The following is a 23,034-nucleotide window of genomic DNA, read 5'->3' as shown; positions in this document are numbered from 1 at the left end:
TTTGGTTAGACTGGCACGAGCTGGAAGCTTGACCCAGCATGTGAGTTATCAAAAAAGCGACGGCATTACTACCATCGCTTTTTTTGTACAACTGCTGACTGCCGATTCTTAACTGCCCGCTAAAATTAATTTCCGCTTTTCACGCGGCCCTTTTCATCGTCGGCGCCACTTTGGTGCTGGCGCATACGGATCTTGGTATTGCCAAAATTATAAGTAAGCGTTAGCCTTGCAAGGCGGGTTTCGTTTTTCTGGTTGATGTTCAAATCAATCGCTTCAAACTGGCTGCTAACCCGGTTTCGGCGGGTGTTGAAAATATCGGTAACGCTAAGCTTTACATTAAGCTTTTTGCCGGCGAATGACCTGCTTACGCCTGCATCAACAGAGTATTGCGGCTTAATATCAAATATACCGTAACGCAGGGCCGACTGGTAATTGCCTGACAACTCTGCCTTGAACCCGCTGAACAAAAAGTTTTGCGTGAGCCTTGCCTGGAAGGCCGCTTTACCCGCGTTTAACTGGCCGCCCGAAAGAGAGTCAGATTTAAACTTCTGATAAAAGCCGGTGGCGTTGATGTTACCTGTCCACCATTTGGTAATGGTAAATGGCGAGTTAATGTTGATGTTATACGAGTCCTGTGTTTGCAGGTTCATATTGGTCTGGTAGGTAGTTTTTGCTATGGTATCAGCTATCAGTGTTTCAGTTATCACATCTGTGGTACGGCTATAGCCCAGTGTAACGTTGATGGTTTTGTTGTAGGTATAATTTAACTCAAAAGCGTTTGTATACTGTGGCCTCAGAAAAGGGTTGCCCTGTTCATAAGTATATTGGTCCAGATAGTATCTGAAAGGGTTCAGGTTATCATAGTTCGGCCTGTCGATCCGGCGGCTATAGCTTACGCCGATCTCATGCTTATCAGATAAGGTATGGTTGATAAATACACTCGGAAAGAAATTTAAATAATGGCGTTTAACAGTCTGGTTCCCGGTAATAAGATCGCCCTGGGACGATGTCCGCTCGGCACGTAAACCGGCTTGTACCGTTGTTTTGCTAAACGTTTTACCCAGGTTGATGTATCCGGCAGCGATTTTTTCATCGTACACAAACCGGTTTGTACGGCTTGTATCGTTCACAAAAGTACCGTCGGTATTTATCTGTGCCTGCAGGTCATTATCGGTTTTAACCGAGCTGAATTTCACCCCGGCTTCAAATTTTAATGTTTTAGTCAACTGCTTGGTATAATCGGCTTTTTGTGTCCAGATGGTAATAAATGATGGGGTTTGATTTTTTAAGAATAGTGGAGTAGACATGCTGCTGCCATCAGGATTAAAAAAGTAAGTATCGTACTTGGCATCTGAGTTATTATGATATCTCGAATAATCCAGATCAATGCTTAATTCCTGCCCGGCAGTATCAATCAGTAGTTTATCATTGATATTCGCAGAAAAGCTGCGGTAGGTTTGCTTGATATTAGACAGGGTATTTTGATATGATTCATTTGCCGCAGGCGTCAGGCCCAGGTAGGTAGTATTTTTATTGTCGTTATATTCATTGGTATAATCGCCATTTACTACAAAGCCAAGGGTGTTTTTATTAGAGGTACTGTAATCGGCACCAAACCTGTAATTATTATAATGTATATGGTTAAGCATAGTGGTATGCTGCCTGAAATAAGTTGTGGTATCACCGCTTTTAATATTCCTGTCGATATTGATATTATTCTCGCGGTTAATGTCTCCGCGGGTAAGCGTACCAAACACGTTTAAGTTACCCGATTTGTGGTTTAACGTAAGGCTGGTGTTATCCCTGAAGTTTTTACCATAGGCAGCGTTAGCAGTAAGGCTGCCGTTTGTGCCGCTTTGCCTGTTCTTTTTCAGTTTAATGTTGATAATGCCTGAGTTGCCGGACGCGTCATATTTAGCTGATGGATTGGTAATAACCTCTATTGACTGAATAGTTGAACCATCGGTGGAACGCAGAAAGGTAGCCAGTTGCGCCGCCGACATATAGGTAAGCTTGTCATTAATCATCACAGTGACACCCTGTTTGCCCTTTAAGCTGATGTTATCGTCTTTATCAACGGTAACACCAGGTGCCCGCTCTAAAATCTCAAGAGCTGAGTTGCCTGCTGCAAGTACGCTATTTTCAACGTTCATTACAGTACGGTCAAGCTTGCGTTCTATCAAAGGCTTGGTTGAAACAACAGTAACGCCCTGTAAACTGCGGTTTCCTGGCTGCATGCGCAGGGTAGGGGCAACTACGTTTACCTGGCCGGCTGCAACGTTAAAAACCTGACTAATGGCGGGCTGATAGCCTAAGTTTGTTCCTTTTATAATATAGTTGCCGGCAGCAATTTTATCAAACACATATTTACCGGCATCATTGGTTAAGGTGCCATTTACCACAGATGAATCTGCGGCCCTTAGTAAGGTAACAGTAACGTAATCCATCGGTTTGGATTGTTCGTTTAGTAAAATGCCGGTAACGGTTGCGTTTGCAGGATGTGTGGGCTGGGCGCCGGCATTAACAGCAAGAGCCAGCATGATAAGGAAAAGTATTTTAGTTAAATGTAGCTTCATATTAAAAAAGTTCAGGCAAAGTAATCCCCGCAAGGGTTATTTCCTTGTTTTTGGTTATCAATAAAAGTTAGTTATATGGCTATCTGTGTTTGCTGATAGCAGGAAAGTGAAATGGGTTCTTCATAAACAATAGCATATTAATTATACGGCAGCAATCTGCTTTATCTGGTATTGAGATGGAGAAATGGGTGAAAAGGTTACAAGAAAAAATGTTAATTTTTTAGTTGTGGAATCAACGCTTCCGCAATCTCTTGAATGCTAATATATTGTGAAGGCCCCTTTTTCGCGGTACTATCGTTCGCAGCAATCTTATAAGGGCTAATGGTAGAATGATTACTTACCTGTTTAGCGATATAAACAGGAATAATAAGCCCGCTGAATAGCAGCAGGCTTATATATTTCATCATTGTTTTCATTTTTTTACTGTGTCTGTAGCTGTAGAGTCTGTAGCGATGGATGAGGGAACTTTTGGCAGCACCAGCGTATCTACTTTGCATTGCAGTCCATTATCTGTCATAACAAAGTTGGCTGAGGTAGCGCCTTCCTGTTTGTTGTCGCGTTTGCAGTCGTAAACGTTTACGCCATCCAAAAACCCTTCCATATCATCGTCTATAACCAGTTTGGTTTTTAAAGGGACTTTTAATGTAAGGTGCAGTTCCTGGTTGCGCCATAGGCGGTCTGCGCTTTTATCAAAGCGTCGATTGAATTTCAGCACGTTGCCGGTTTGTTCAAAATGATAAGTAATGGCTCGGGCGTTATCCAAAGCTTCCTGGTAATCGCCGCCACGTGCGCTGAACGATTCTACCAGAACAGGCTGCTGCACATCACTGCGCTCAATAAATATGCGAACATGCGAGTCGGGCATATCCAGGTCGTTGTTATCGTCATCAAGTATTACTCCGCCTTTTAGCTCGTTAATATTATATCGGGCACTGTCTGCTGATGTAAAATATTTGGCTTGGTTTAGTTTCAGATGATAAGTCGTATCTGCAACAGGCTGAATATTAATGGTTCGGCTAAAGCTTGCTCCGGTCTTGAAATCAGCCGTGATTTTTACGGAATAATAAATAACCACGCATATAGCAACAACCCAGCACATTAATAAGGTTGATGCAACCGTGCGGCCAATACCTTTTGTTTTAAATACGAATGTCAGTATAGCAAGTATGATAGCAAGTAATGGAATAATTACCATCAGCACTGCGCATACCAGGAAAATAGTATTGATTTTATAGCTCGCCAGATTAAAAGGAAACATACGGTACATTACACCATGCCCGCTTGCTATAGTAGCAATGACACCTCCAATTACGGCTATGATAGCTCCAAAAGCGCCGAGTAAAAGAAAAATTGCTATAACTTTGAACAATAGTTTACCCGCGCCACCTAAAAAATTGCCGAAGTGCGTAAAAAAGTCGCCGGCAAAATCGCGTGTTTTATAAATAAACGGGCGGGCCTCATCACCAAAGTTCGACAAATTGCTGCGCAGGCCGCTCAGTTCTTCTTCAAAGTTGGTTTTAAACCCCTGTAAATTTAGTTTTTGCCCTTTCATGGCCATGCGGTCGGCACGGGTTACGGCTTTTGGCACCACAATCCATAATATGATATATAAAATAATCCCTGTGCCGCCAAAGGCTACCAATACAGCTAAGATCAAGCGTACCCAAACCGGATTAAAATCGAAATAATTGGCTATACCGGCGCAAACCCCGGCTATCAGGTGATCGTCCGGATCGCGAAACAGGCGGCGTGAGCCGGTACCATAAGTAAACGCCTGATGCGCGCCTGCTGCTGAAGCACTGTCTTCAATGGTTTCAAAATCCTGTACAGACCCCATTTGCTCAACAACAGCTCTTACATCCTGTTCAACAACAACCTGTTTTCCTTCTTTTAAAAGTATCTCATTGAACATTTCGGCAATGCGGTTTTCAATGTCGGTTGTAATTTCAAGGCTATCGGCCGAATTCATAAAATGACGTTGCACTTCGGTCATGTAGCTTTTGAGTATTTCATAAGCATCCTCCTCTATATGGAAAACGATGCCATTTATATTGATGATAATTGTTTTATTCATGGTGAGTGATAATTATTTAGTGTTATTGCTTATTGTTCTGTCGCCTATAGAAGTTTGTACAGCAAAGGCAAGCTCCTGCCAGGTGCCATCAAGCTGTTCAAGTACTTTACGTCCTTCTTCAGATAGTACGTAGTACTTTCTTGGTGGCCCTGATGTTGATTCCACCCAGTTATAGGCCAGCAGGCCATTGTTTTTTAATCGGGTTAATAAAGGGTATAAAGTACCCTCAACTACAAGCAGGCGAGCCTTTTTAAGTTCTGCAATAATATCAGATGCATATATCTCGCCCTTTGCAATAATGGAAAGGATGCAATACTCCAGTATGCCTTTCCTCATTTGGGTTTGGGTGTTCTCAACAATCATAATGCAAAGATATATGTTTTGGAATGTATTATGCAATACATAGTACTAAATATTTTAATGTTTTGTAGATTTTTTAATAGTTTTTATGAAATATTATCTTTTTTCACTTTTTAATTTGATTTATTGATAACGGAACATTACTTTTATGATTAATTAACTATTAACTGATCTTATTATTAACAAACATGAAAAAACTTCTACTAGTAAGTTTGTGTTTCCTGTCGTTGTTTGTAACACAGGTTTATGCACAAAATCGTACGATTACTGGTACAGTTACCTCTAAAGATGACGGCTTGCCGTTGCCTGGGGTAAGTGTTACAGTGCCAGGAACAACTATTGGTACACAAACCAGCTCTACAGGTAAGTATTCGCTTGCTGTGCCTGCTACGGCAAAATCACTTAGCTTCTCTTTTGTTGGTTACGAAAGGCAAGAAGTTGCTATTGGTGGTAATGTTGTAAATGCCATTATGGGTTTATCGGCCAGCCAATTAAGCGAGGTGGTGGTAACCGGTGCATTTAACACCAAGCAAACTTCCCGTTCTGCATCTTACGCGGCGCAGGTTGTAAAATCTGAAGCGTTAAATACTGTACGTCAGCCCAACGTAAACAATGCTCTTGCAGGTAAAGTGGCAGGTGTACAGGTACGTAGCCAGTCGGCAGGGGCTTTAGGGCGCTCTACAGATGTAAGGTTGCGTGGTGGTACAGGCTTTGGCTTAAGCCAGGGTGCGCTTTATGTGGTTGATGGTACCATACTGCCAAACTCGAGCGATATTAACCCGGATGATATCGATAATATTTCTGTATTACAGGGCCCTGCGGCATCAGCGCAGTTTGGTTCTGCGGGTGCTTATGGCGCTATAGTTATTACAACCAAAAGAGGCCGTAAAACAAAAGGTGCCGGTATCGAATTAAACCTGGGCGCTAACTTTGATAATGTTTACATTTTACCAAATTATCAAAATAGTTATGCTGGCGGCGCTGCTGCAGACCTTATGCAATATCATTACAGAGAGGGAGTAGATCCTGTAGAGTGGAAAGCGCTTGACGGTAAATACTACCCTGATTATACTGACGATAGCAGCTGGGGGCCTAAAATGGTTGGTCAGGAATATATCCCATGGTATGCGTGGGCTCCTGGAACCAAATATTCGTTTAAGACAGCCAACCTCACTGCGCAACCAGATAACGCGCGTGACTTTTTTAGAACAGGTGTGAGTTTGAATAACAGTGTAGCCTTTACAAAATCTGCTGATGATTATAACCTGAGAATGTCTTATAACAATCAGTATACAAGTGGTATTATACCGTATACCGATGTTAGAAAAAATGTATTTAACTTGAATGTTAACTATGATTTAGGTAAGCACTTTACAACAGGTGCCAACGTCAACTTTGTTGGCCAGAAATTACACGGTAACATCAATGACGGTTATGCTAACCAAAGCTCTGGTAACTTTAACCAGTGGATGCACCGTGATCTGGATATGGGTATCATGAAAGAACTTCAGGACCTGACCAGCCCTGATGGAACATTGGTAAGCTGGAACCACCAAAACCCTACTTCTTATGATCCATCAAATCCTGGTTATTTTTATGCGGGTAACTACTGGTATAACATGTATAAAATAAATGACTTAAATACCAAGTATAACCAGCGTGACCGCTTATATGGTAACATCTACTTGCAATACAAGCTTAATAACGATTTCAGCGTTAAAGCAACTTACCGCAAAAACTCAAGAAGCGAATGGCAGGAAGAGTATATTCCGTATATTCTGCAAACTAGCGGTTCGCAAACCGGCGTTAAAAATTACTATCGTGCATATACTGTGTACGAAAATCGTGAAAACTACGAATTGTTAGCAAACTATAATAAACAGATAGCTGACTTTAAAATTGACGCAAACGTAGGTACAGATATCTATAACAGAAGTTATAAGGATAATGGCGGTAATACAAATGATGGTTTAAGCATCAATGACCTTTTTACTTTAAATAACTCAGTAAGTGCGCCAACTATTTTTAACACTAGGATAAACGAACAATATCGTGCCATATTTGGTAAAGCATCGATAGGTTATAAAAATTTCTTGTTTGGAGACATCAGCTTACGTCAGGATTATTTCTCAACTTTATTCCCGGGAGATAACGGTGTATTATCAAAATCATTTGGTGGTTCATTTGTATTCAGCGAATTGGTGCCTCAGTTTAACAGCTGGTTGAGCTTCGGTAAAGTAAGGGTGTCTTATGGTGAAATCCCTCAGGCTTTAGCTACTGCTACAGATAACTATGGTTACTACAGAACTAACACTACATACAGTGTTGGTGCTAATAAATTTGGTACAAATGTAATAATGGGTACTCCTGACCAGAGCGTTGACCCTAATTTACATGGTGCGGTATTTAAACAAACAGAATTAGGTTTGGATCTGCGCTTCCTGAATGACAGATTAGGTTTATCTGCTACTTATTATTTCGGTACAGACGAGGGCTTCCCAGCGTCAGTAACCGTAAACCCCGCCAGTGGTTTCTCATCTATACTTACTAACTATGGTAAAATACAAAGGAAAGGTATTGAGTTAACATTAAGCGGTACACCGGTTAGAACAAGTGACTTCAGCTGGGATGTTACCATCAACTCTGCCCGTCAGTTACAAAATAAAATTGTCGAGATCAGTGACAAATATGGCGTAACACGTGTTAGTGCTGATGCTAATTCTAACGTATGGGGTACTGATATGCCTTACATGGTTCATGAAAAAGGAAAACAATGGGGGCAGCTGTATGGTAACGGTATCAAACGCAATGCTGATGGTGTGCCAATTATAGGTGCAAACGGCATGTATGTAAACGATCCGAATGTGTACTTTGGCAGCGTGCTTCCAAAATGGACAGGTGGTATACAAAACTCATTTACTGTATTTAAAGACTTCATACTTAACGCAAACATCGATTATCAAGTTGGTGGTAAATTCGTTTCCTTATCAAACAGATGGGGACAGTTCAGTGGTCTGACTGCTGCTACCGCTGCATTGAATGATAAAGGCGTACCAGTACGTGACCCTGTTGCAGATGGTGGTGGTGTTAAAGTTAGTGGTGTAAATGAAGCTGGCGAACCTGTATCTAACTACATAGACGCTAAAGCTTACTTCCAAGGCCTAACTAATAATAAAACTTACGATCCATACATTTACGACTTAACTTTCGTTAAGCTTCGTGAGATTGCGGTAGGTTACAAAATACCTGTAGCCAAATTAGGTTTAAGCAAGGTTATACAATCTGCAAGGTTTGAAATTACAGGCCGTAACTTATTGTTGATCTATGCTAAATCAAAAGACTATGATCCGTCTGAGATCAGCGCGCAACAAGGTGAAACCGGTCAGTTACCGGGCACAAGGGGTATAGGGTTTAACCTTAGAGTAAACTTCTAAGCACACACATTAGATTTACAAAAATGAAAAAAAGATATATTTATACATTGGCAGCGGCGCTTGTTTGGGTTGGCGCAGGCTGTAACAAGTACAAGGATTTTGGTAATGTAAACCAAAATCCCGGGGCTACAACTAAACCTATAACCGCTGCATTGCTAACCAATGCCGAGCTAAGTATTGTGGGTTTATCAACAACCGGAACACCAGCGATAAGTGGCGGACAGTACGCACAGTATTTTTCTGAGACGCAATATTCAGGAACTTCTTTATACAACTTGCCTCAGAATGATTTCACCGGTTATTACAGTGGTGTATTGTACGATTTGCAAAACATCATTAATATTAATGAGAGCAAAGCAACCAGCGCGGTAGCCAAAATCATTCAGCAATATGTGTACTGGGTTTTAACAGACTCGTGGGGCGATCTTCCTTACAGTGAAGCATTGAAAGGCCTGGATGCTATCCAGCCGAAGTATGATACTCAAGAGGATATTTACAAAGGCATAATTAACACCTTAACATCTGCACAGGCAGAGCTTGATGGGTCATCACTTGCTGGCGATATATTTTATAACGGCGACGTAGCTTCATGGAAACGTGCGGCTAACTCAATCAAACTTTTAGCAGCCGTACAATTGTCTAAACGGTATCCTGATGCGAGCGGTTTTGCGGCCACCGCGGCTAAAGAAGCGATAGCTGCAAAAGTTATTGAAGACAACAGCCAGAATTTGCAGGTTAACTATCCTGGCGGCTCTTTCAAAAGCCCTTGGTATAACTTATATGATGGGCGTAAGGATTTCGGCGAATCTAAAACAATGACTGACTTGTTGAAATCATATAATGATGGAAGGATAGCGACTTACGGCGGTGCCGGCGAAGCTATTGGTAATACCGCGTCATCTGATATTGGTGTAACTTACGGTTTGGCAAGAAACAATGTGTTGGCCTTTATTGAGGCTAACCCTACATGGGCACGAGTGCTGCGCGGCGATTTCCGTACACAGGCAAGTACCGCTACCATTATTACCGCAGGCGAAGTTTATCTTGCAAGGGCGGAAGCGGCTTATTTAGGCTGGACTAATGAAGCAGTTAATACTAACTATGAAGCGGGTATTACCGCGTCGTATCGTCAATGGGGCTTAAATGTGTCTTCATCATATCTGTCAGGCTCTAATGTTGCTTTATCAACTTCTGGTAAAAGTGCATCTGATTACGCTAAAATATCTATTCAACGCTGGATAGCGAGCTATCCGGACGGTCATCAGGCTTGGAATATATGGCGCAAAACCGCAACAGAAGCTAACCCGAAAGGTTACCCTGCGCTTGACCCCGCACCTGATGCTGTAAATTCCTCTAAAAAGATTGTAAGCCGTTTTGTATACCCAACTGCCGAATACAGTACAAACGAGGCGCATGTTAAAGAAGCAGCCGCGAGATTAACTGGTGGAGATACCCAAGACGCGCATGTATGGTGGGATTTAGATAAATAATTAAATACACTTTTAAAAAAAGAACAATGAAAAAGAACATATATAAACATATTCTTCTCGCTTGCTCTGTATTAGTGTTATTCTCAGCATGCCGCAAGGTACCTGATGGTGACATGTCAAACGAGGACCCAAATGCAGGAACGTCATATATCGGCTTCACAGGATCAATGGAGAGCTCAACATTTTTTGATCCATTTACTGATGAAAAAACGGTTACAGTATTTTCTTTAAAAAAGGATGCTGCCAATCCGACAGATTTAAAAACTGCTCAGACTATTACTGTAAAGGCTTTGCCTGGAGCCGTACCAGATGGTTATACCTTATTACCCAAAGAAGTGTATTCTTTGGCGGATAACACTGCTTCGCAAGCACAAGATGGTTCGCTTACTTTCAATTTTGCTCCAGGTGACTTTCAAAAGAGCTTTAGGATTAAAATTAATGGAAGCAAATTAGATTTATCGGAAACGTATATATTACCTTACCAAATAACCAGTACGGACGGTTTGGCTGTGCATGCTGCTTCAAAGGATACGCTTTATGCTATCTATGCAGTTAAAAATGCTTATGATGGTAAATATACTTTATCGGGTAGTATCACAAGGAATAGTGCAACTGGGCCAGATACAAAGTTAGGTGGTACTTATCCCGATGGTCTTACCATTGATCTATCAACAAGCGGTCCAAATACCAATGAGTTTTACGCTTTATGGATAGATGGTTCTGGCGTTGGTGGTATAGGTGGCTTACATCTTGACGTTGATCCTGTTACTCACAAGGTTACCGTAAGTTCAAGGGATAATCCAGCAGTTAAAAATACACCCGGTGAGGAAAATAGTTATGATCCGGCTACTAAAACCTTTATACTTAACTTTGATTGGGGAACTGATCCAAGTACTAGGATAGTTAAAGAGAAATTAGTTTATAAAGGTTCGCGTTAAGTTAAAAAACAATGCTTAAGCCGTCCATTTTAAATGGGCGGCTTTTTTTTTGCAAGTACAATAAGTTCCAAATACGAAGTAATTCAAGATAACCTCTTGCTTTTTTCTTTAGTGAAGTAGGTGATTGATCCTTGTTATCTTTTTGTTAAGTTGCCTTATCAGGCACATTACTTGCTGTGTTAATTTCATGCAAGTTAATTATTTTATTATTGGTATTGTTGTCCTGATTGCCATGGGTATTATTATCCTGCTGGTCCTCCGCAACCGTAAGGATGAAAAAGATTTTGAAAAGGATAGCATAGAGGATGCCGAACTGGTTAAACGGCAGGATCCGGATAAAGACTAACTGTAAATGCGGGTTACAAAGTGCCTATAGTTCAGGCTGCCCTGTCTTTACTGTATTTGTTGCGATATTCAACCGGCGACAGGCCGGTTATTTTTTTGAATATCGTTCTGAAAGCTTTAGTGTCTGTATAACCAACATTGTACATTACTTCATTAACATTTTCGCGGATGCTCTCCAGGCTTAACTTTGCCGCTTCTATCCGTACGCGCTGCATATACTCAACCACCGTATTGGACGTGGCCTTTTTAAATCGGCGTTCCAGGTGCCGGCGGCTGATGGCAAACATGTCTGCCAAATGATCAACCGTGATTTTTTCGCGATAGTTCTGTTCAATAAACTGTTGCGCTTTTTGTATCACATCATCATCATGATCCTTTTGCCCATGAAATATGATAAAAAGCGACTGGCTGTTACGCTCAATATCAATCTCAAATATCTTTGATGAGTTAATAGCCATATCCCTCCCTGCAAACTTTTCTATCAGGTATAACAGCAGGTTTAAGGACGAATAAGCTCCGCCACTTGTATAAATACCCCCTTCATCTGTAATTATCTTGTAGGGCATTAAATTAACGTCGGGGAAGCGTTTTCTAAAGTCATCTGCCATTAGCCAGTGTGTGGTACAGCTACGGCCCTTTAGTAAACCGGTGGATGCTAATATAAAAGCGCCGATACATAGCGAAACTACTTCCGCACCGATTTTATACTGTTTAACAATCCATGGAAGCAGATCGGTATTTGCCGAAAGTATTTTATCCATGTCGCCATGCACTGCGGGTATAATAATGAGGTCGGTTTTGGGCACCTCGCTAAAAGTGTATTCCGGCTTAATGGTAAAAATGCCATTGCTTAAAGCGGTTTGCTTGTTTAAGCCAACCAGCTGTACTTTAAACAAAGGTGCCTTGTTAACACGTTGAAGGGCCTGGTTAACCATCGAAAACATTTTGTAAGTCGCTTCAATGTTGCTCAGGCTGGTTTCTCCTTCAGGTATCAGAATCGATATGTGTTTCATAAAATCAAAATTACATTCAGATGCCGTCGCAATCAACCCCTCACATTGTCGTAATTGCACCCTACTAAATATACAAAACCGCAGCATTTTTGTAGAGTACCAGGGTAATTAAATAATGATGATCGAGGTATTTAAAACGAATGTCAGGGAGCCAAAAGTTTCACGTAAGCTAATTGATGAGCTTACTGCTGCTTTTCCGGCAAGCAAAATAAATTTTGATCTGGATGATTGCGACAAGGTACTCCGCGTTGAAGGAAATGATTTTTGCCCAAACCGTATCATAGAAGTTCTTAAATTGAACGGGCATAACTGTGAAATACTTATTTAACCAACTATAAACAATCAAATATATCACATCATGGCAAAACTAAGTGCTTATATTAACTTCAAAAACAACTGCAGAGAAGCAATGGCATTTTATCAGGAAATTTTAGGCGGCGAATTACAGCTAATGAGCGTTAAAGAGTCGCCCATGAAAGAGATGTTTCCGGCAGAGGCTCAGGACGGAATTTTACATGCCGACCTTACAGGAGAAGGTTTCACCATACAGGGAACAGATATGACTGACCCTAACGTTGCAGGGCTGTTGGGTATAGTTTCATTAACGTTAAGCTTTGCTGATAAAGCCGAGGTGCATGAAAAGTTTGACAAATTAAGCGAAGGAGGTAAGGTAGCACATCCTGTAATGACCTTTTTGCCGGCACAATGGGTAACGTAATAGATAAGTTCGGCGTCCGGTGGAATATTTTTACAGACGAGCAATAGATATGAGCAAGCAGAGCATTAAAGTTGTCTATTGGGTTTTAACCATATTGTTTGGTTTAGCCATGCTGATGGATGGGGGCGCAGGAATAGCAAAAGAACAAACCGGGCAGGATGTAATGAAGCACCTGGGTATGCCTGTTTATATCATGATAATAACCAGTGCTTTTAAAATTGCAGGGGCGGTCGCATTGCTACAAAACCGTTATTATACCATTAAAGAGTGGGCGTTTGCAGGGTTCTTCATCAACTTTACAGGGGCAATTGCATCCCGTGTTTTTGTGGGAGATAGTATCGGGTTGTTGGTTCCGCCGCTTGTTATGTTTCTGATAATGTTTACATTGTATTACTTTTGGAAAAATTATAACCAACTTACCAAAGCTCAAAAACTATGAATACCTTGTTAACCATTGCAGGGATAATTGCAGGTGTAATTTTAGTGGTATTGATATTAGCAGCCATAGCGCCTAAATCATATTCTGTACAACGCAGTATTAATGTAAATGCACCTCAATTAAAAGTGTTCGATTATATAAGGTATCTCCGCAATCAGGATTATTATAGTAAGTGGGTAATGACAGATCCTAATAAGCGAATGACTTATAGTGGTACTGATGGTAGCGTTGGGTTTAACGCTGCCTGGGACAGCGATATGAAGCAAGCCGGTAAAGGTCATCAAACAATCCAGAATATTGTTGAAGGGGAAAGGATTGATATCCGGATAGTATTTATAAAACCTTTTGCAGGCGTGGCAGATACTTATCTTACAACACAATCGGTAACAGAAAATACTACCGCTGTTAACTGGGCTTTTTTCAGCAAAATGCCATTCCCAATGAATGTAATGCTGTTGTTTATCAACATGGAGAAAATGTTGGGGAAAGATATGGAAGAAAGCCTTAAGAATTTAAAACGGGTTCTTGAGGCAGAGAACAATTTATCACACTAAACAATAAAACCTAAATAATCATGAAAATTGCAATGATAGTTGTACGTACCCTGATGGGTTTATTACTTATTTTCAGCTCGGTTGTATACTTGTTTAAACTAACTCCGGTGCCGCCTTTATCCGGCGATGTCAAGACTTATAATGAAGGTTTGGCTGTAGTCAACCTCATGGTCTATGTAAAAGTAATTGAGCTTATCTGCGGTTTGCTTTTCGTTATAGGCCGTTATGTAACCCTGGCAATAGTTGCAATATTACCTATACTTTTCAATATCGTGTTATTTCATGCGGTGGTAATGCCAAGCGGTATTGGCCCAGGACTGTTTCTATTATTAGGAGATATATTTTTAGCGATATATTACCGTAAAAACCTGGTACCGCTTTTCTCGGCTAAATAAATTACTATAAAAATGAAAGCCGCTTATTAAGCGGCTTTCATTTTACTTTTTCACTCTGTTTTTCAACTCATCAATTGGCATAGTTACCATACGGCCTATTGGTTTTTTACCGCGATACGTTATTACGCGCAACTGAGTAGCGTCAATTGGTACGGTTAATATACCCGTGTATTTAGGGTAAAATCTGTCTGGGTAAGAATTGTCGAAACTATAATAGATATCCAGCCCGGGGACTTCTGTTGCCAGGCTTACCGTCAAACTACTGTCGGGTTTTATGCCAGGAGTAAATATAGGGTCGTAAACGCTTGGCGCATATTTTATTTCTGCTTCATCAAAACGGGCGAAGTGTTTTTCAACCTTTCCAAAAAAAGTATTAAAATTCTTTTTTGCAGCCGGTGACCATACACATTCTGCAAGTGCAAACGCACGGGGCCAGGTCATGTATTCGGCTTGCCTGATGTTGTAAACCTGCTCCGTCCAAAGGTTGGCCTGCCCGCCTTTAACAAATTTTGCATCAATACCCTGAGGTACCGGGTCAAACTCATAAGTTTTGCTAAGGCGGAGTGTTGCATACACATGTGGTTCCATCACCCTGTCGCTTTGCATATAATCAAGATATACAAACGTTGTAGGGCTCATTACAACCTCGTGGCCAAGGTTTGCGGCCTCTATGCCGCCTTTTATGCCACGCCAGCTCATAACCGCTGCATTAGGGCCTATGCCACCTTCCAATATCTCATCCCAGCCCATAAATTTTTTACCTTTTGATTCTACAATTTTTTCCAGGCGTTTTTCAAAGTAGCTTTGTACTTCTTCGTAAGTTTTAAGATTTTCGCGGGCCATTAAATCACTTACGGCTTTGCTTTGCTGCCAAAAGTTTTTTGCGCACTCATCGCCGCCCAGGTGCATGTACCCAAATGGAAACAGCTGGGCAATCTCGCCAGTAACCTTGTCTAAAAATTCATAAGTGAAATCCCCTGCAGGGTTCAGCGTGTTATCTACCAGCGCCGGGTGCCCTGGTTTAGACCAATCCATAATTCGCTCGCCCGATCGTACGCTATACTTATCTGCACTTGGAGTGGCAGATAACTCGGGATATGAAGCAACAGCAGCCAGGCTGTGCCCCGGAACATCAACCTCGGGTAAAATATTAACAAAACGGTCCTGGGCGTATTTAACCACTTCACGTATATCATCCTGAGTATAAAAACCACCATAGTTACGCGGCTCATCAGGCTTGATTGGCATAAAATTTCCAAATTCACCTTCTCTTTTCACATTGTAAGCACCAACGGTTGTTAGTTTAGGATAGCTTTTTATTTCTATTCGCCACCCCTCATCGTCGGTTAAATGCCAATGGAAAAGGTTGAGCTTGTATTTGGCCATATTGTCAATATAGCTCATTACTTCCTTCTTGGTAAAAAAGTGTCTGGATACATCAAGCATCAGCCCTCGCCACTCAAACCTTGGATAATCGGTAATATCAACAACCGGCACGGCCCACTGTACACCTTCAACTATTTCCGGGCTTTCAATTTCCTTAGGTAAAAGCTGAAAAAGCGTTTGCAAGCCGTAATACAAACCTGCTTCGGTATTAGCCCTTATGGTTATACCCTTTGTTTTTGCCGATAGGTAATAACCTTCTTTACCTATTACGTTATCAGCGGTTTGGTTTAAAACAAGTTTGATAGCAGCCCCTGAAGCCGCTGTTTTAATGCGTACAATTTTACCGGTGGATGTAGAGAACTTATTTTTAATCAGATCAAGCACCGGGGTCATTTCAGGCTTTAGTGGCGCCTGTACAATTAATGTTTTAGGCAGTACATATTGCCCGGTATGAGTTGTTATTTTAACCGGTTCGGGGATAATGGCAATACTGTTTTTTGTTTGCCCGGATACAAGCAAACCTGTGAAGCAGAAAAACGCCAGTAAGGATAATTTCTTCATATCAAAAATTAGAGTGGTTAGTATTGGATAAACGCAATTTATAACTTTTTAAATAATATTAAAAAGATTTTTGTGCTTTTAAATTGCATTTATAACAAGCTGAATATTAGTTCTAAAAATTAGTTGGTGTTTAGGGTTTTTTATTAAATTGCCTTTTTAAACCTACGGCTGCACCTGTAGCCAGCACCAATATAACTGAACATTATGTCTACAGACCGGAGAAAATTTCTGAAACATTTTGGCACATCAGTGTTACTGACATCTGCCTCCCTTAGCAGCTTAGCTGCAAAAGAAGAACATGAAGTACGCATACTGCGTCAGCAAAAGCGTATGAGTGCTAACGACCGTATCCGTATAGCAACAATAGGTATGGGTATTATGGGCTTTAATGATACTAAGGCCGCGCTATCTGTACCTGGCGTTGAGCTTGCCGGTGTGTGCGACTTGTATAAAGGCAGGCTTGCCCACGCAAAGGAAGTTTACGGAAATGATTTGTTTACCACCATGGATCATCGGGATATACTGGAACGTAAAGACATTGATGCGGTTATTGTTGCCACCAGTGATAATTGGCATAGCCAGATATCAATAGATGCAATGCGCAAAGGTAAAGCTGTTTATAGCGAAAAGCCAATGGTGCATAAAATAAGCCAGGGGCTTGAGGAGATACGGGTACAAAAAGAAACCAAGGCCGTTTTCCAGGTAGGCAGCCAGCGGGTAAGCAGTATAGCGTATCGTAAAGCAAAGGAGATGTATGAGGCAGGCGCAATTGGTAAGATCAACTCAATAGAGGCGTCATTTAACCGCCAAAGCGCCTTGGGCGCCTGGCAATATACTATCCCAAGCGATGGAAATATACAAAATGTAGATTGGTCGCGGTACCAGGCTAACGCTGATGTAAAACATGATTTTGATCCGAAACGGTTTTTCAGGTGGAGAAACTATCGCGAATATGGTACCGGTGTGGCCGGCGACCTGTTTGTGCACCTGTTAACAGGAATTCATTTTATTACCGGATCCAAAGGCCCTGAAAGCATTTACTCTATAGGTGATCTTACTTACTGGAAAGATGGCCGGAATGTACCTGATGTAATGAGCGCCGTCATTCATTATGGCGAAACAAAGGAGCATCCCTCCTTTCAGGTAACATTAAGGGTTAACTTTATAAGCGGTGAAGGCGATTATGGTACCACAAAGATAATAGGGTCTGAAGGAGTGATTGATCTGGGGGGTGAAGGCGACAGCTTTAGTATCAGAAAAAGCATTATGCCCGAAGCGCCGGGTATTGGTGGATGGGATTCGTTATTTACCTATACAGAAGCTGAACAAAAAAAGTTGCTTAGTGAGTATAATCAACGCTGGACCAAGGCACAACAGGAGTCGCCTACAATAGATCCGATTACCTATCGTGCGCCGGAAGGGTACAACTCCTCTAATGATCATTTTGCTAATTTTATAGAGGCCATACGTACCGGGAAGCCCGTGATAGAAGATGCAGTGTTTGGTTTTAGGGCCGCGGCACCGGCATTAGCATGTAACGATAGCTATTTCCAGAAGAAAGTTATCCATTGGGATGCCGAGAATATGAAGGTGGTATGATATGGTGAAAATACTATATAACAAAAACGCCCTGACAATAGCCGGGGCGTTTTTGTTTACTTAAGTGTTATGCTGGTGCGGCCCATGGTAAACCCGTCTGCATATAACAGCACCGTGTATGTGCCTTTTTGAAATGGCACAGGGTTAAACCAATCTATAGTATACATACTGCCGTCATCCCTAAAGTCGATAGATGTTTTATAGGTAAATTGCAGGTCCTGGCTATCAGCATTGAACGTGCCCGAATCATTTTGGGTGATCAGGTTTCCTGTAGGGTCTATCACTCTTAAATATAAATCATGCAGCCCTTTTTCGGCCACCGCGTTGCTCGCAATGGTGAAATTGATCTTTAGTTTTTGCGCCTGTTTAGCCTTGCTTACGTCAGATTCCTTACCACTATTTTTTACTTTGTATGCCACAACATCTGAAGTGGCAACTTTAATGGCCGATGCCACTTTCACCTTTGAATCAAGCTCCTGGTTTTTTTGTTCCAGATCGCTGGCTTTTTGGCTAACAGTGGCCAGGTTACTTTTTAATGTGTCCCTTTCGGTAGCAAGTGTTGTATTCTGCTTTTTAAGTTCCTCAATATCAGCTGTATATTTAGTAACAAAATATCTTAACTGCTTTATGTCTTCCTGTGCTTTTGACAGCTCTGCCGCGGTAAGTTTACCTTTTGCAAGTTCGCTGCGAAGCACGCGTATCTTCAATCTTAACGAATCATTTTTGGCCTGCATAGTAGCCGTCATTTTAGTACGGCTTGCATTTACCTGCTCTATTTGCGCCTCAAGGCTGTCCAGTTCTGTCTGCAGGCGTGTTTTTTCATCATTTTGATATACTATTTTAATATCTGATTTATTTTTTTGCATGTACAGGTACACATCAGTACCCAATAATGCAACCACCACGGCTATCAGAAAATAAATTACGTTTGAATTTTTTTTAGGTGCCTGGTTGGGTTGATTTTCCGTTGGTTGGTATTCCATGGTAAATAATTAAAGTTTATATAACAATGCGGTTAAACCGCTATTGTTACTTTGCCTCTATGTATCTAAACTAAATATAGTAAAAATCTAAAATAACGAAGTTTGATACTTCCTGTTTCAAATCGCAATTATATCGGCGCGGGCTAAAATAAGTACAATATGATTAAAACACAAAACGGGCTTAATTATTATACTAATACTAAAACAGCTTAGTTGCGAGTTTATATCTTTGACGCTTTAAAAAAATATCCGGCTTAATGCAATCAAATAAATACTACCTTCTTATCCTTCTCTTATCGTTCTTTTGTTATTTTAAATCTGTGGCACAGGTAAATGGTACATCTCCGGATACTATCAAAGAGCCAAAAAGAGAATTCAGAGGCGTTTGGATTGCTACCGTTGTAAATTTAGATTGGCCAACCAACGCACGGGCTGGTGCCGAAGCACAAAAAAAGGAGCTGGAAGGGGAACTGAACATACACCAGCAAAATGGTATTAACGCCGTAATGTTCCAGGTAAGGCCAGCGGCCGATGCTTTTTATGCCAAAAGCCGCGAACCCTGGTCAAAGTATTTAACTGCCAAACAAGGGCAAAACCCGGGATATGACCCATTGGAGTTTGCCGTTACGGAAGCGCACAAGCGTGGGATTGAACTGCATGCCTGGTTTAACCCCTACAGGGCCACTTTCGATAATAAATTTACCACTTTGGCCGATAACCATATCACGCGTACCAAGCCGGAATGGTTTTTTATTTATGACGGAATTAAGTTATTCAACCCCGGCATACCAGAGGTGCGCGAATATATTGTACAGGTGATACTGGATGTGGTGAAAAACTACGATGTAGACGGCATACACATGGATGATTACTTTTATCCTTACCCGGTGCGGGGGCAGGTGATAAAGGATGCCGAAACCTTTGCACAGTATGGCGAAGGCTTTGATAATATAAAAGATTGGCGCCGTAACAATGTTGATTTGCTGATACACATGCTGGCAGACAGTATACATAAGTATAAACCCCGAATGAAATTTGGAATAAGTCCGTTTGGGATATGGGCCAATGTAAGCCAGCACCCGGATGGCTCGCAAACCAGCGGAGGCTCTTCTTATGTTGAAAACTTCGCAGATACCCGCAAGTGGATGCAGGAGGGTTGGATAGATTACATTAATCCGCAAATTTATTGGCAGATAGGCAACCGCGCTGCCGCATTTGACGTACTGCTGGACTGGTGGAGCAATAATACCTTTAACAGGCATTTGTACATAGGGCAGGGGCCATACCGTTTTTATGAGCAGCGAAGCCCGGCGTTTAAAAATCCATCAGAAATACCCAATCAGATACGTTTGATAAGGGCAAATACCCGGGCACAAGGCAGCGTTTTCTTTCGCTCTCAATCCCTTATCGCTAACGCCAACCACCTTGCCGATTCGCTTAAGCGTGATTTTTACCGGTATCCGGCTCTGCCGCCGCCCATGCTTTGGCTTGATTCCGTTGCCCCCAACCCTGTACAAAATTTTACTGGCAGGGCCGAAAATAAAGGTATAATGCTAAAATGGAACGCTCCTTTGCCGGCCTCAGATGGCGAAGCTGTTTATGGTTATGTTATCTACCGTTTTCAGCAAAACGATAGGTTTGACCTATCCGACCCTAAAAATATACTCCACATTCAATATGATACAACTTCGTTATACTTTGATAGTAATGTAGAGGCCGGGAAAACTTACTTTTATGTGGTGACGGCTATAGACAGGCTTAAAAACGAAAGTGAACGATCTGAAACAGTTACAGTAACAACGCAGTAATCATTGCTGTTGCACAACCTCAACCTCTGCAACGGGGCTAAAAAGATAGACGCGTTTGGTACTTAATTCAACACATTTATAGCGTTTTCGCAATTTATCTTCTTTGCGGAAGATCCGGCCATCCTTAAGCTTAAAAATTGTTTTATGGGGCAGCTTTTCTACCGTATGTACATCTGCTTCTTTAGGGGTATCATACTTGCGTAAAGAGCGGTATAAATTCAGGTCGGAGCAGCTTGATGCAGCAGGATTATCCAGGTAGTTGCTGATGGCATGTTTAATATCGGCCGGAAAAATATCTTTTTCAAAAAACGGCTGCATCATACGTTTAAAATTGTTTTTCCACTCAGCGCCGTGGGGTTTGGCTTTGTGCTTGTGCTCATTCCAGGTATGCAGGTGTGCAAACTCATGCACGGTAGTTACCAAAAAAGCGTAGGGATTGAGGTCGTAATTTACAGAGATGCGATGGCCTTTGCCCGCATATGGCGCGCGGTAATCGCCAAACTTACTATTGCGGTTGCGTGAAATTTTGAATTCGCACTTAAAATAATCTATCCAGCGGCTGATAAGCGGCGCTGCTTCTGGCGGGAGATATCGCTCTAATACTTTTACCTTATCCAATTTTTACCTCAGTCCAAAGATAGGCTTTTTAGGCTATTGTAAACCGTAGTATAATTTTGGTAATGTAAAATTTTGAGAATCAAATGCCCGGTATTATTCCGGGCTGTAATAATAATTTTTCTACTATTAAAACGGAAGGTCATCAGCATCACTGCGATAGCCTTCGGCATCGCCGTTTCTATTCAATTGCCTGCCCTGGCTTACATTTTCGGGCTCAAAATCGGCCTTACGGCCAAGCATGGTAAAGTTTTCTGCAACAATTTCTGTAGTATATTTTTTTATCCCTTCTTTATCTTCAAAAGAGCGGGTGCGCAATTTGCCTTCTATGTAAACTAATTTTCCTTTTTGTAAATATTTGGCGGCTACGTCAGCAAGGCCACGCCACATAACGATATTATGCCACTCTGTTTGCTCAACTTTACGGCCGTCTTTATTGAATGTTTCTGATGTTGCTAACGGAAAACTTGCAACCGCAACGCCTCCCTCTAAATGCCTTACTTCGGGGTCCTTTCCTAAATGCCCAACAAGTATAACTTTATTAATTCCAGACATGGCATAAATTAACGGAGAATTATTTAGAAATTAAAAAAATCTTTTATAAATTTAAAAACACTCTTTGGTAAAGCCAGGTTGTCCAGGTTCGTTATATCTGTATAAAACCATCCACCATGTAGTTTTTTTGGTAATTCTGTGAATACCAAAAAGCGGATAAATAATTGCTGGTGCGTTAAAATATGCTTTATTATGCCCGAATTATCCTTTAAGGTAACATTTACTCCATAAATATTTTCACGTACCAGTGTCATTACTTGCTCAATCTCTAATAATTCCGAGCTTTCAATTAAAGGTAAATCATACATGTTTGCCCATATATCGTTTTCGCCCCGTTTATTGATCAATATTTTTCCATTTTTAAATATTAACAAATAGTTAAAATACCTCTTGCGTACCTTAATCTTGTTGATTTTTACTGGCAGTGTTGTAATGGCATTATTTTTAAATGCATAACAGCCAATGCGTACAGGGCATATGCCACAAGCGGGGTTTTTGGGTTTACAAAGCATGGCGCCAAATTCCATCATAGCCTGGTTATGTAAGGCTGGCCTGGCTTGATCAAGCATATCGTCTGCAATCTGCTGAAACAACCGTTTACCGGCAGATGAGTTGATGGGTTCGCTTATCCCGAAATAACGAGCCAGTACACGAAAAACATTGCCATCAACAACCGCCTTTGCCTGATTAGCCGAAAACGAAGCTATGGCTGCAGCGGTATATTCGCCAATTCCTTTTAGTTTGATCAGTTCTTCATAATCTGAAGGGAAAAGGCCATTATATTGCTCCATTACCATCCGGGCAGTTTTTAACATGTTTCTGCCCCTTGAATAATAGCCAAGCCCCTGCCACAAACGAAGAATATCATCTTCAGTTGCAGCCGCAAAGTGAGCTACGGTTGGGTAGGTGTTCGCAAAACGATTAAAATAGGGCAAGCCCTGCTCAACACGTGTTTGTTGCAATATAATTTCAGACAGCCATATAATATAGGGATCGGTTGTATTTCGCCAGGGCAAATCGCGTTTGTTTTGATCATACCAGGCAATAAGTTCAGCACTAAAATTCATTTTATACAAAGTAACAGTATATCACTACTGTATCATAATTTGTTAAGTAAAAATGCCGTTAAAGCTGCTGCCGAAAAAAATTGTGCTATTTATTTTAAACTTTAATTTTAAAGCGATACTTTTG

21 protein-coding genes are annotated in these 23,034 nt (G+C 41.3%); 11 read left to right on the top strand and 10 right to left on the bottom strand.

Going from position 1 to position 23,034, the window contains the following annotated elements:
* Positions 1–125: 125 nt before the first annotated feature.
* From ACFQZX_RS16420 to ACFQZX_RS16405, 4 genes are all read right to left on the bottom strand, one after another.
* A complete protein-coding gene (locus ACFQZX_RS16420; protein ID WP_377117396.1) occupies positions 126–2,576 on the bottom strand; it encodes a TonB-dependent receptor domain-containing protein in 2,451 nt (816 codons plus the stop codon).
* A gap of 212 nt (positions 2,577–2,788) precedes the next feature.
* On the bottom strand, positions 2,789–2,983 hold the full coding sequence (locus tag ACFQZX_RS16415) for a hypothetical protein (RefSeq protein WP_377117394.1): 195 nt from the start codon (positions 2,981–2,983) through the stop codon (positions 2,789–2,791).
* A 5-nt stretch (positions 2,984–2,988) separates the two neighbouring features.
* On the bottom strand, positions 2,989–4,650 hold the full coding sequence (locus ACFQZX_RS16410) for a PspC domain-containing protein (RefSeq protein ID WP_377117392.1): 1,662 nt from the start codon (positions 4,648–4,650) through the stop codon (positions 2,989–2,991).
* Positions 4,651–4,662: 12 nt separating this feature from the next.
* Positions 4,663–5,013, bottom strand: coding sequence for a PadR family transcriptional regulator (locus ACFQZX_RS16405; protein ID WP_377117390.1), 351 nt, complete (start codon positions 5,011–5,013; stop codon positions 4,663–4,665).
* Between the two features lie 185 nt (positions 5,014–5,198).
* Here ACFQZX_RS16405 and ACFQZX_RS16400 point away from each other — a divergent pair, with 185 nt between their 5' ends.
* The 4 genes from ACFQZX_RS16400 to ACFQZX_RS16385 all read left to right on the top strand — a co-directional run bounded on the left by ACFQZX_RS16400 (position 5,199) and on the right by ACFQZX_RS16385 (position 11,218).
* Positions 5,199–8,444 carry a SusC/RagA family TonB-linked outer membrane protein gene (locus ACFQZX_RS16400; RefSeq protein ID WP_377117388.1) on the top strand — a complete coding sequence of 1,082 codons (3,246 nt, stop codon included), beginning with the start codon at positions 5,199–5,201 and terminating at the stop codon, positions 8,442–8,444.
* A gap of 23 nt (positions 8,445–8,467) precedes the next feature.
* A complete protein-coding gene (locus ACFQZX_RS16395) occupies positions 8,468–9,934 on the top strand; it encodes a SusD/RagB family nutrient-binding outer membrane lipoprotein (protein WP_377117386.1) in 1,467 nt (488 codons plus the stop codon).
* A gap of 26 nt (positions 9,935–9,960) precedes the next feature.
* Positions 9,961–10,872 (top strand): BT_3987 domain-containing protein, encoded by a 912-nt coding sequence (locus ACFQZX_RS16390; protein WP_377117384.1) that lies wholly within the window; start codon positions 9,961–9,963, stop codon positions 10,870–10,872.
* Positions 10,873–11,059: 187 nt separating this feature from the next.
* The gene (locus tag ACFQZX_RS16385) at positions 11,060–11,218 is read left to right on the top strand and encodes a hypothetical protein (protein WP_377117382.1); all 159 of its coding nucleotides are present in this window, start codon (positions 11,060–11,062) and stop codon (positions 11,216–11,218) included.
* Positions 11,219–11,249: 31 nt separating this feature from the next.
* Here the strand turns inward: ACFQZX_RS16385 and ACFQZX_RS16380 are convergent, their stop codons facing one another.
* Positions 11,250–12,230, bottom strand: coding sequence for a GlxA family transcriptional regulator (locus tag ACFQZX_RS16380; RefSeq protein WP_377117380.1), 981 nt, complete (start codon positions 12,228–12,230; stop codon positions 11,250–11,252).
* A gap of 115 nt (positions 12,231–12,345) precedes the next feature.
* On the opposite strand from ACFQZX_RS16380, the gene ACFQZX_RS16375 reads away from it, so the two are divergent.
* Genes ACFQZX_RS16375 through ACFQZX_RS16355 form a run of 5 tightly spaced genes read left to right on the top strand, consistent with a single transcriptional unit; the run spans position 12,346 to position 14,336 of the window.
* On the top strand, positions 12,346–12,558 hold the full coding sequence (locus ACFQZX_RS16375) for a hypothetical protein (protein ID WP_377117378.1): 213 nt from the start codon (positions 12,346–12,348) through the stop codon (positions 12,556–12,558).
* A 30-nt stretch (positions 12,559–12,588) separates the two neighbouring features.
* The gene (locus ACFQZX_RS16370) at positions 12,589–12,948 is read left to right on the top strand and encodes a VOC family protein (RefSeq protein ID WP_377117376.1); all 360 of its coding nucleotides are present in this window, start codon (positions 12,589–12,591) and stop codon (positions 12,946–12,948) included.
* Positions 12,949–12,997: 49 nt separating this feature from the next.
* Entirely contained in the window at positions 12,998–13,387 is a 390-nt protein-coding gene (locus ACFQZX_RS16365) for a DoxX family protein (protein WP_377117374.1), read from the top strand.
* Positions 13,384–13,941 (top strand): SRPBCC family protein, encoded by a 558-nt coding sequence (locus ACFQZX_RS16360; RefSeq protein WP_377117372.1) that lies wholly within the window; start codon positions 13,384–13,386, stop codon positions 13,939–13,941. Before ACFQZX_RS16365 ends, ACFQZX_RS16360 begins: the two co-directional genes overlap by 4 nt.
* Positions 13,942–13,961: 20 nt before the next feature.
* Positions 13,962–14,336, top strand: coding sequence for a DoxX family protein (locus tag ACFQZX_RS16355; RefSeq protein WP_377117370.1), 375 nt, complete (start codon positions 13,962–13,964; stop codon positions 14,334–14,336).
* Positions 14,337–14,378: 42 nt separating this feature from the next.
* On the opposite strand, the gene ACFQZX_RS16350 is transcribed toward ACFQZX_RS16355, so the two are convergent.
* Positions 14,379–16,283 (bottom strand): beta-N-acetylhexosaminidase, encoded by a 1,905-nt coding sequence (locus ACFQZX_RS16350; protein ID WP_377117368.1) that lies wholly within the window; start codon positions 16,281–16,283, stop codon positions 14,379–14,381.
* A 204-nt stretch (positions 16,284–16,487) separates the two neighbouring features.
* Here ACFQZX_RS16350 and ACFQZX_RS16345 point away from each other — a divergent pair, with 204 nt between their 5' ends.
* Positions 16,488–17,882: a Gfo/Idh/MocA family oxidoreductase gene (locus tag ACFQZX_RS16345; RefSeq protein ID WP_377117366.1), complete on the top strand. Its 1,395-nt coding sequence runs from the start codon at positions 16,488–16,490 to the stop codon at positions 17,880–17,882.
* Positions 17,883–17,938: 56 nt separating this feature from the next.
* Here ACFQZX_RS16345 and ACFQZX_RS16340 read toward each other — a convergent pair whose 3' ends face one another.
* Entirely contained in the window at positions 17,939–18,865 is a 927-nt protein-coding gene (locus ACFQZX_RS16340; protein WP_377117364.1) for a hypothetical protein, read from the bottom strand.
* 320 nt (positions 18,866–19,185) lie between these two features.
* Here ACFQZX_RS16340 and ACFQZX_RS16335 point away from each other — a divergent pair, with 320 nt between their 5' ends.
* Positions 19,186–20,673 carry a glycoside hydrolase family 10 protein gene (locus ACFQZX_RS16335; RefSeq protein WP_377117362.1) on the top strand — a complete coding sequence of 496 codons (1,488 nt, stop codon included), beginning with the start codon at positions 19,186–19,188 and terminating at the stop codon, positions 20,671–20,673.
* On the opposite strand, the gene ACFQZX_RS16330 is transcribed toward ACFQZX_RS16335, so the two are convergent.
* The 3 genes from ACFQZX_RS16330 to mutY form a co-directional block, all read right to left on the bottom strand.
* Positions 20,674–21,291 carry a SprT-like domain-containing protein gene (locus ACFQZX_RS16330; protein ID WP_377117360.1) on the bottom strand — a complete coding sequence of 206 codons (618 nt, stop codon included), beginning with the start codon at positions 21,289–21,291 and terminating at the stop codon, positions 20,674–20,676.
* A gap of 126 nt (positions 21,292–21,417) precedes the next feature.
* Positions 21,418–21,843: a single-stranded DNA-binding protein gene (locus tag ACFQZX_RS16325; protein ID WP_377117358.1), complete on the bottom strand. Its 426-nt coding sequence runs from the start codon at positions 21,841–21,843 to the stop codon at positions 21,418–21,420.
* A gap of 23 nt (positions 21,844–21,866) precedes the next feature.
* Positions 21,867–22,910, bottom strand: a complete 1,044-nt coding sequence (gene mutY / locus ACFQZX_RS16320; protein WP_377117356.1) for an A/G-specific adenine glycosylase — start codon at positions 22,908–22,910, stop codon at positions 21,867–21,869.
* Between the last annotated feature and the right edge of the window lie 124 nt (positions 22,911–23,034).

The organism is Mucilaginibacter litoreus, assembly GCF_042676805.1.
Taxonomy (GTDB): Bacteria; Bacteroidota; Bacteroidia; order Sphingobacteriales; family Sphingobacteriaceae; genus Mucilaginibacter; species Mucilaginibacter litoreus.
The sequence above is the reverse complement of the archived record's forward strand: the minus strand, read 5'-3'. Positions and strand labels throughout refer to the sequence as shown.

What these genes read in the sequence shown, in the direction of transcription:
- ACFQZX_RS16420 (WP_377117396.1), bottom strand. Translation starts at nt 2,576, where the DNA reads ATGAAGCTACATTTAACTAAAATACTTTTCCTTATCATGCTGGCTCTT.
- ACFQZX_RS16415 (WP_377117394.1), bottom strand. Translation starts at nt 2,983, where the DNA reads ATGATGAAATATATAAGCCTGCTGCTATTCAGCGGGCTTATTATTCCT.
- ACFQZX_RS16410 (WP_377117392.1), bottom strand. Translation starts at nt 4,650, where the DNA reads ATGAATAAAACAATTATCATCAATATAAATGGCATCGTTTTCCATATA.
- ACFQZX_RS16405 (WP_377117390.1), bottom strand. Translation starts at nt 5,013, where the DNA reads ATGATTGTTGAGAACACCCAAACCCAAATGAGGAAAGGCATACTGGAG.
- ACFQZX_RS16400 (WP_377117388.1), top strand. Translation starts at nt 5,199, where the DNA reads ATGAAAAAACTTCTACTAGTAAGTTTGTGTTTCCTGTCGTTGTTTGTA.
- ACFQZX_RS16395 (WP_377117386.1), top strand. Translation starts at nt 8,468, where the DNA reads ATGAAAAAAAGATATATTTATACATTGGCAGCGGCGCTTGTTTGGGTT.
- ACFQZX_RS16390 (WP_377117384.1), top strand. Translation starts at nt 9,961, where the DNA reads ATGAAAAAGAACATATATAAACATATTCTTCTCGCTTGCTCTGTATTA.
- ACFQZX_RS16385 (WP_377117382.1), top strand. Translation starts at nt 11,060, where the DNA reads ATGCAAGTTAATTATTTTATTATTGGTATTGTTGTCCTGATTGCCATG.
- ACFQZX_RS16380 (WP_377117380.1), bottom strand. Translation starts at nt 12,230, where the DNA reads ATGAAACACATATCGATTCTGATACCTGAAGGAGAAACCAGCCTGAGC.
- ACFQZX_RS16375 (WP_377117378.1), top strand. Translation starts at nt 12,346, where the DNA reads ATGATGATCGAGGTATTTAAAACGAATGTCAGGGAGCCAAAAGTTTCA.
- ACFQZX_RS16370 (WP_377117376.1), top strand. Translation starts at nt 12,589, where the DNA reads ATGGCAAAACTAAGTGCTTATATTAACTTCAAAAACAACTGCAGAGAA.
- ACFQZX_RS16365 (WP_377117374.1), top strand. Translation starts at nt 12,998, where the DNA reads ATGAGCAAGCAGAGCATTAAAGTTGTCTATTGGGTTTTAACCATATTG.
- ACFQZX_RS16360 (WP_377117372.1), top strand. Translation starts at nt 13,384, where the DNA reads ATGAATACCTTGTTAACCATTGCAGGGATAATTGCAGGTGTAATTTTA.
- ACFQZX_RS16355 (WP_377117370.1), top strand. Translation starts at nt 13,962, where the DNA reads ATGAAAATTGCAATGATAGTTGTACGTACCCTGATGGGTTTATTACTT.
- ACFQZX_RS16350 (WP_377117368.1), bottom strand. Translation starts at nt 16,283, where the DNA reads ATGAAGAAATTATCCTTACTGGCGTTTTTCTGCTTCACAGGTTTGCTT.
- ACFQZX_RS16345 (WP_377117366.1), top strand. Translation starts at nt 16,488, where the DNA reads ATGTCTACAGACCGGAGAAAATTTCTGAAACATTTTGGCACATCAGTG.
- ACFQZX_RS16340 (WP_377117364.1), bottom strand. Translation starts at nt 18,865, where the DNA reads ATGGAATACCAACCAACGGAAAATCAACCCAACCAGGCACCTAAAAAA.
- ACFQZX_RS16325 (WP_377117358.1), bottom strand. Translation starts at nt 21,843, where the DNA reads ATGTCTGGAATTAATAAAGTTATACTTGTTGGGCATTTAGGAAAGGAC.
- mutY (WP_377117356.1), bottom strand. Translation starts at nt 22,910, where the DNA reads ATGAATTTTAGTGCTGAACTTATTGCCTGGTATGATCAAAACAAACGC.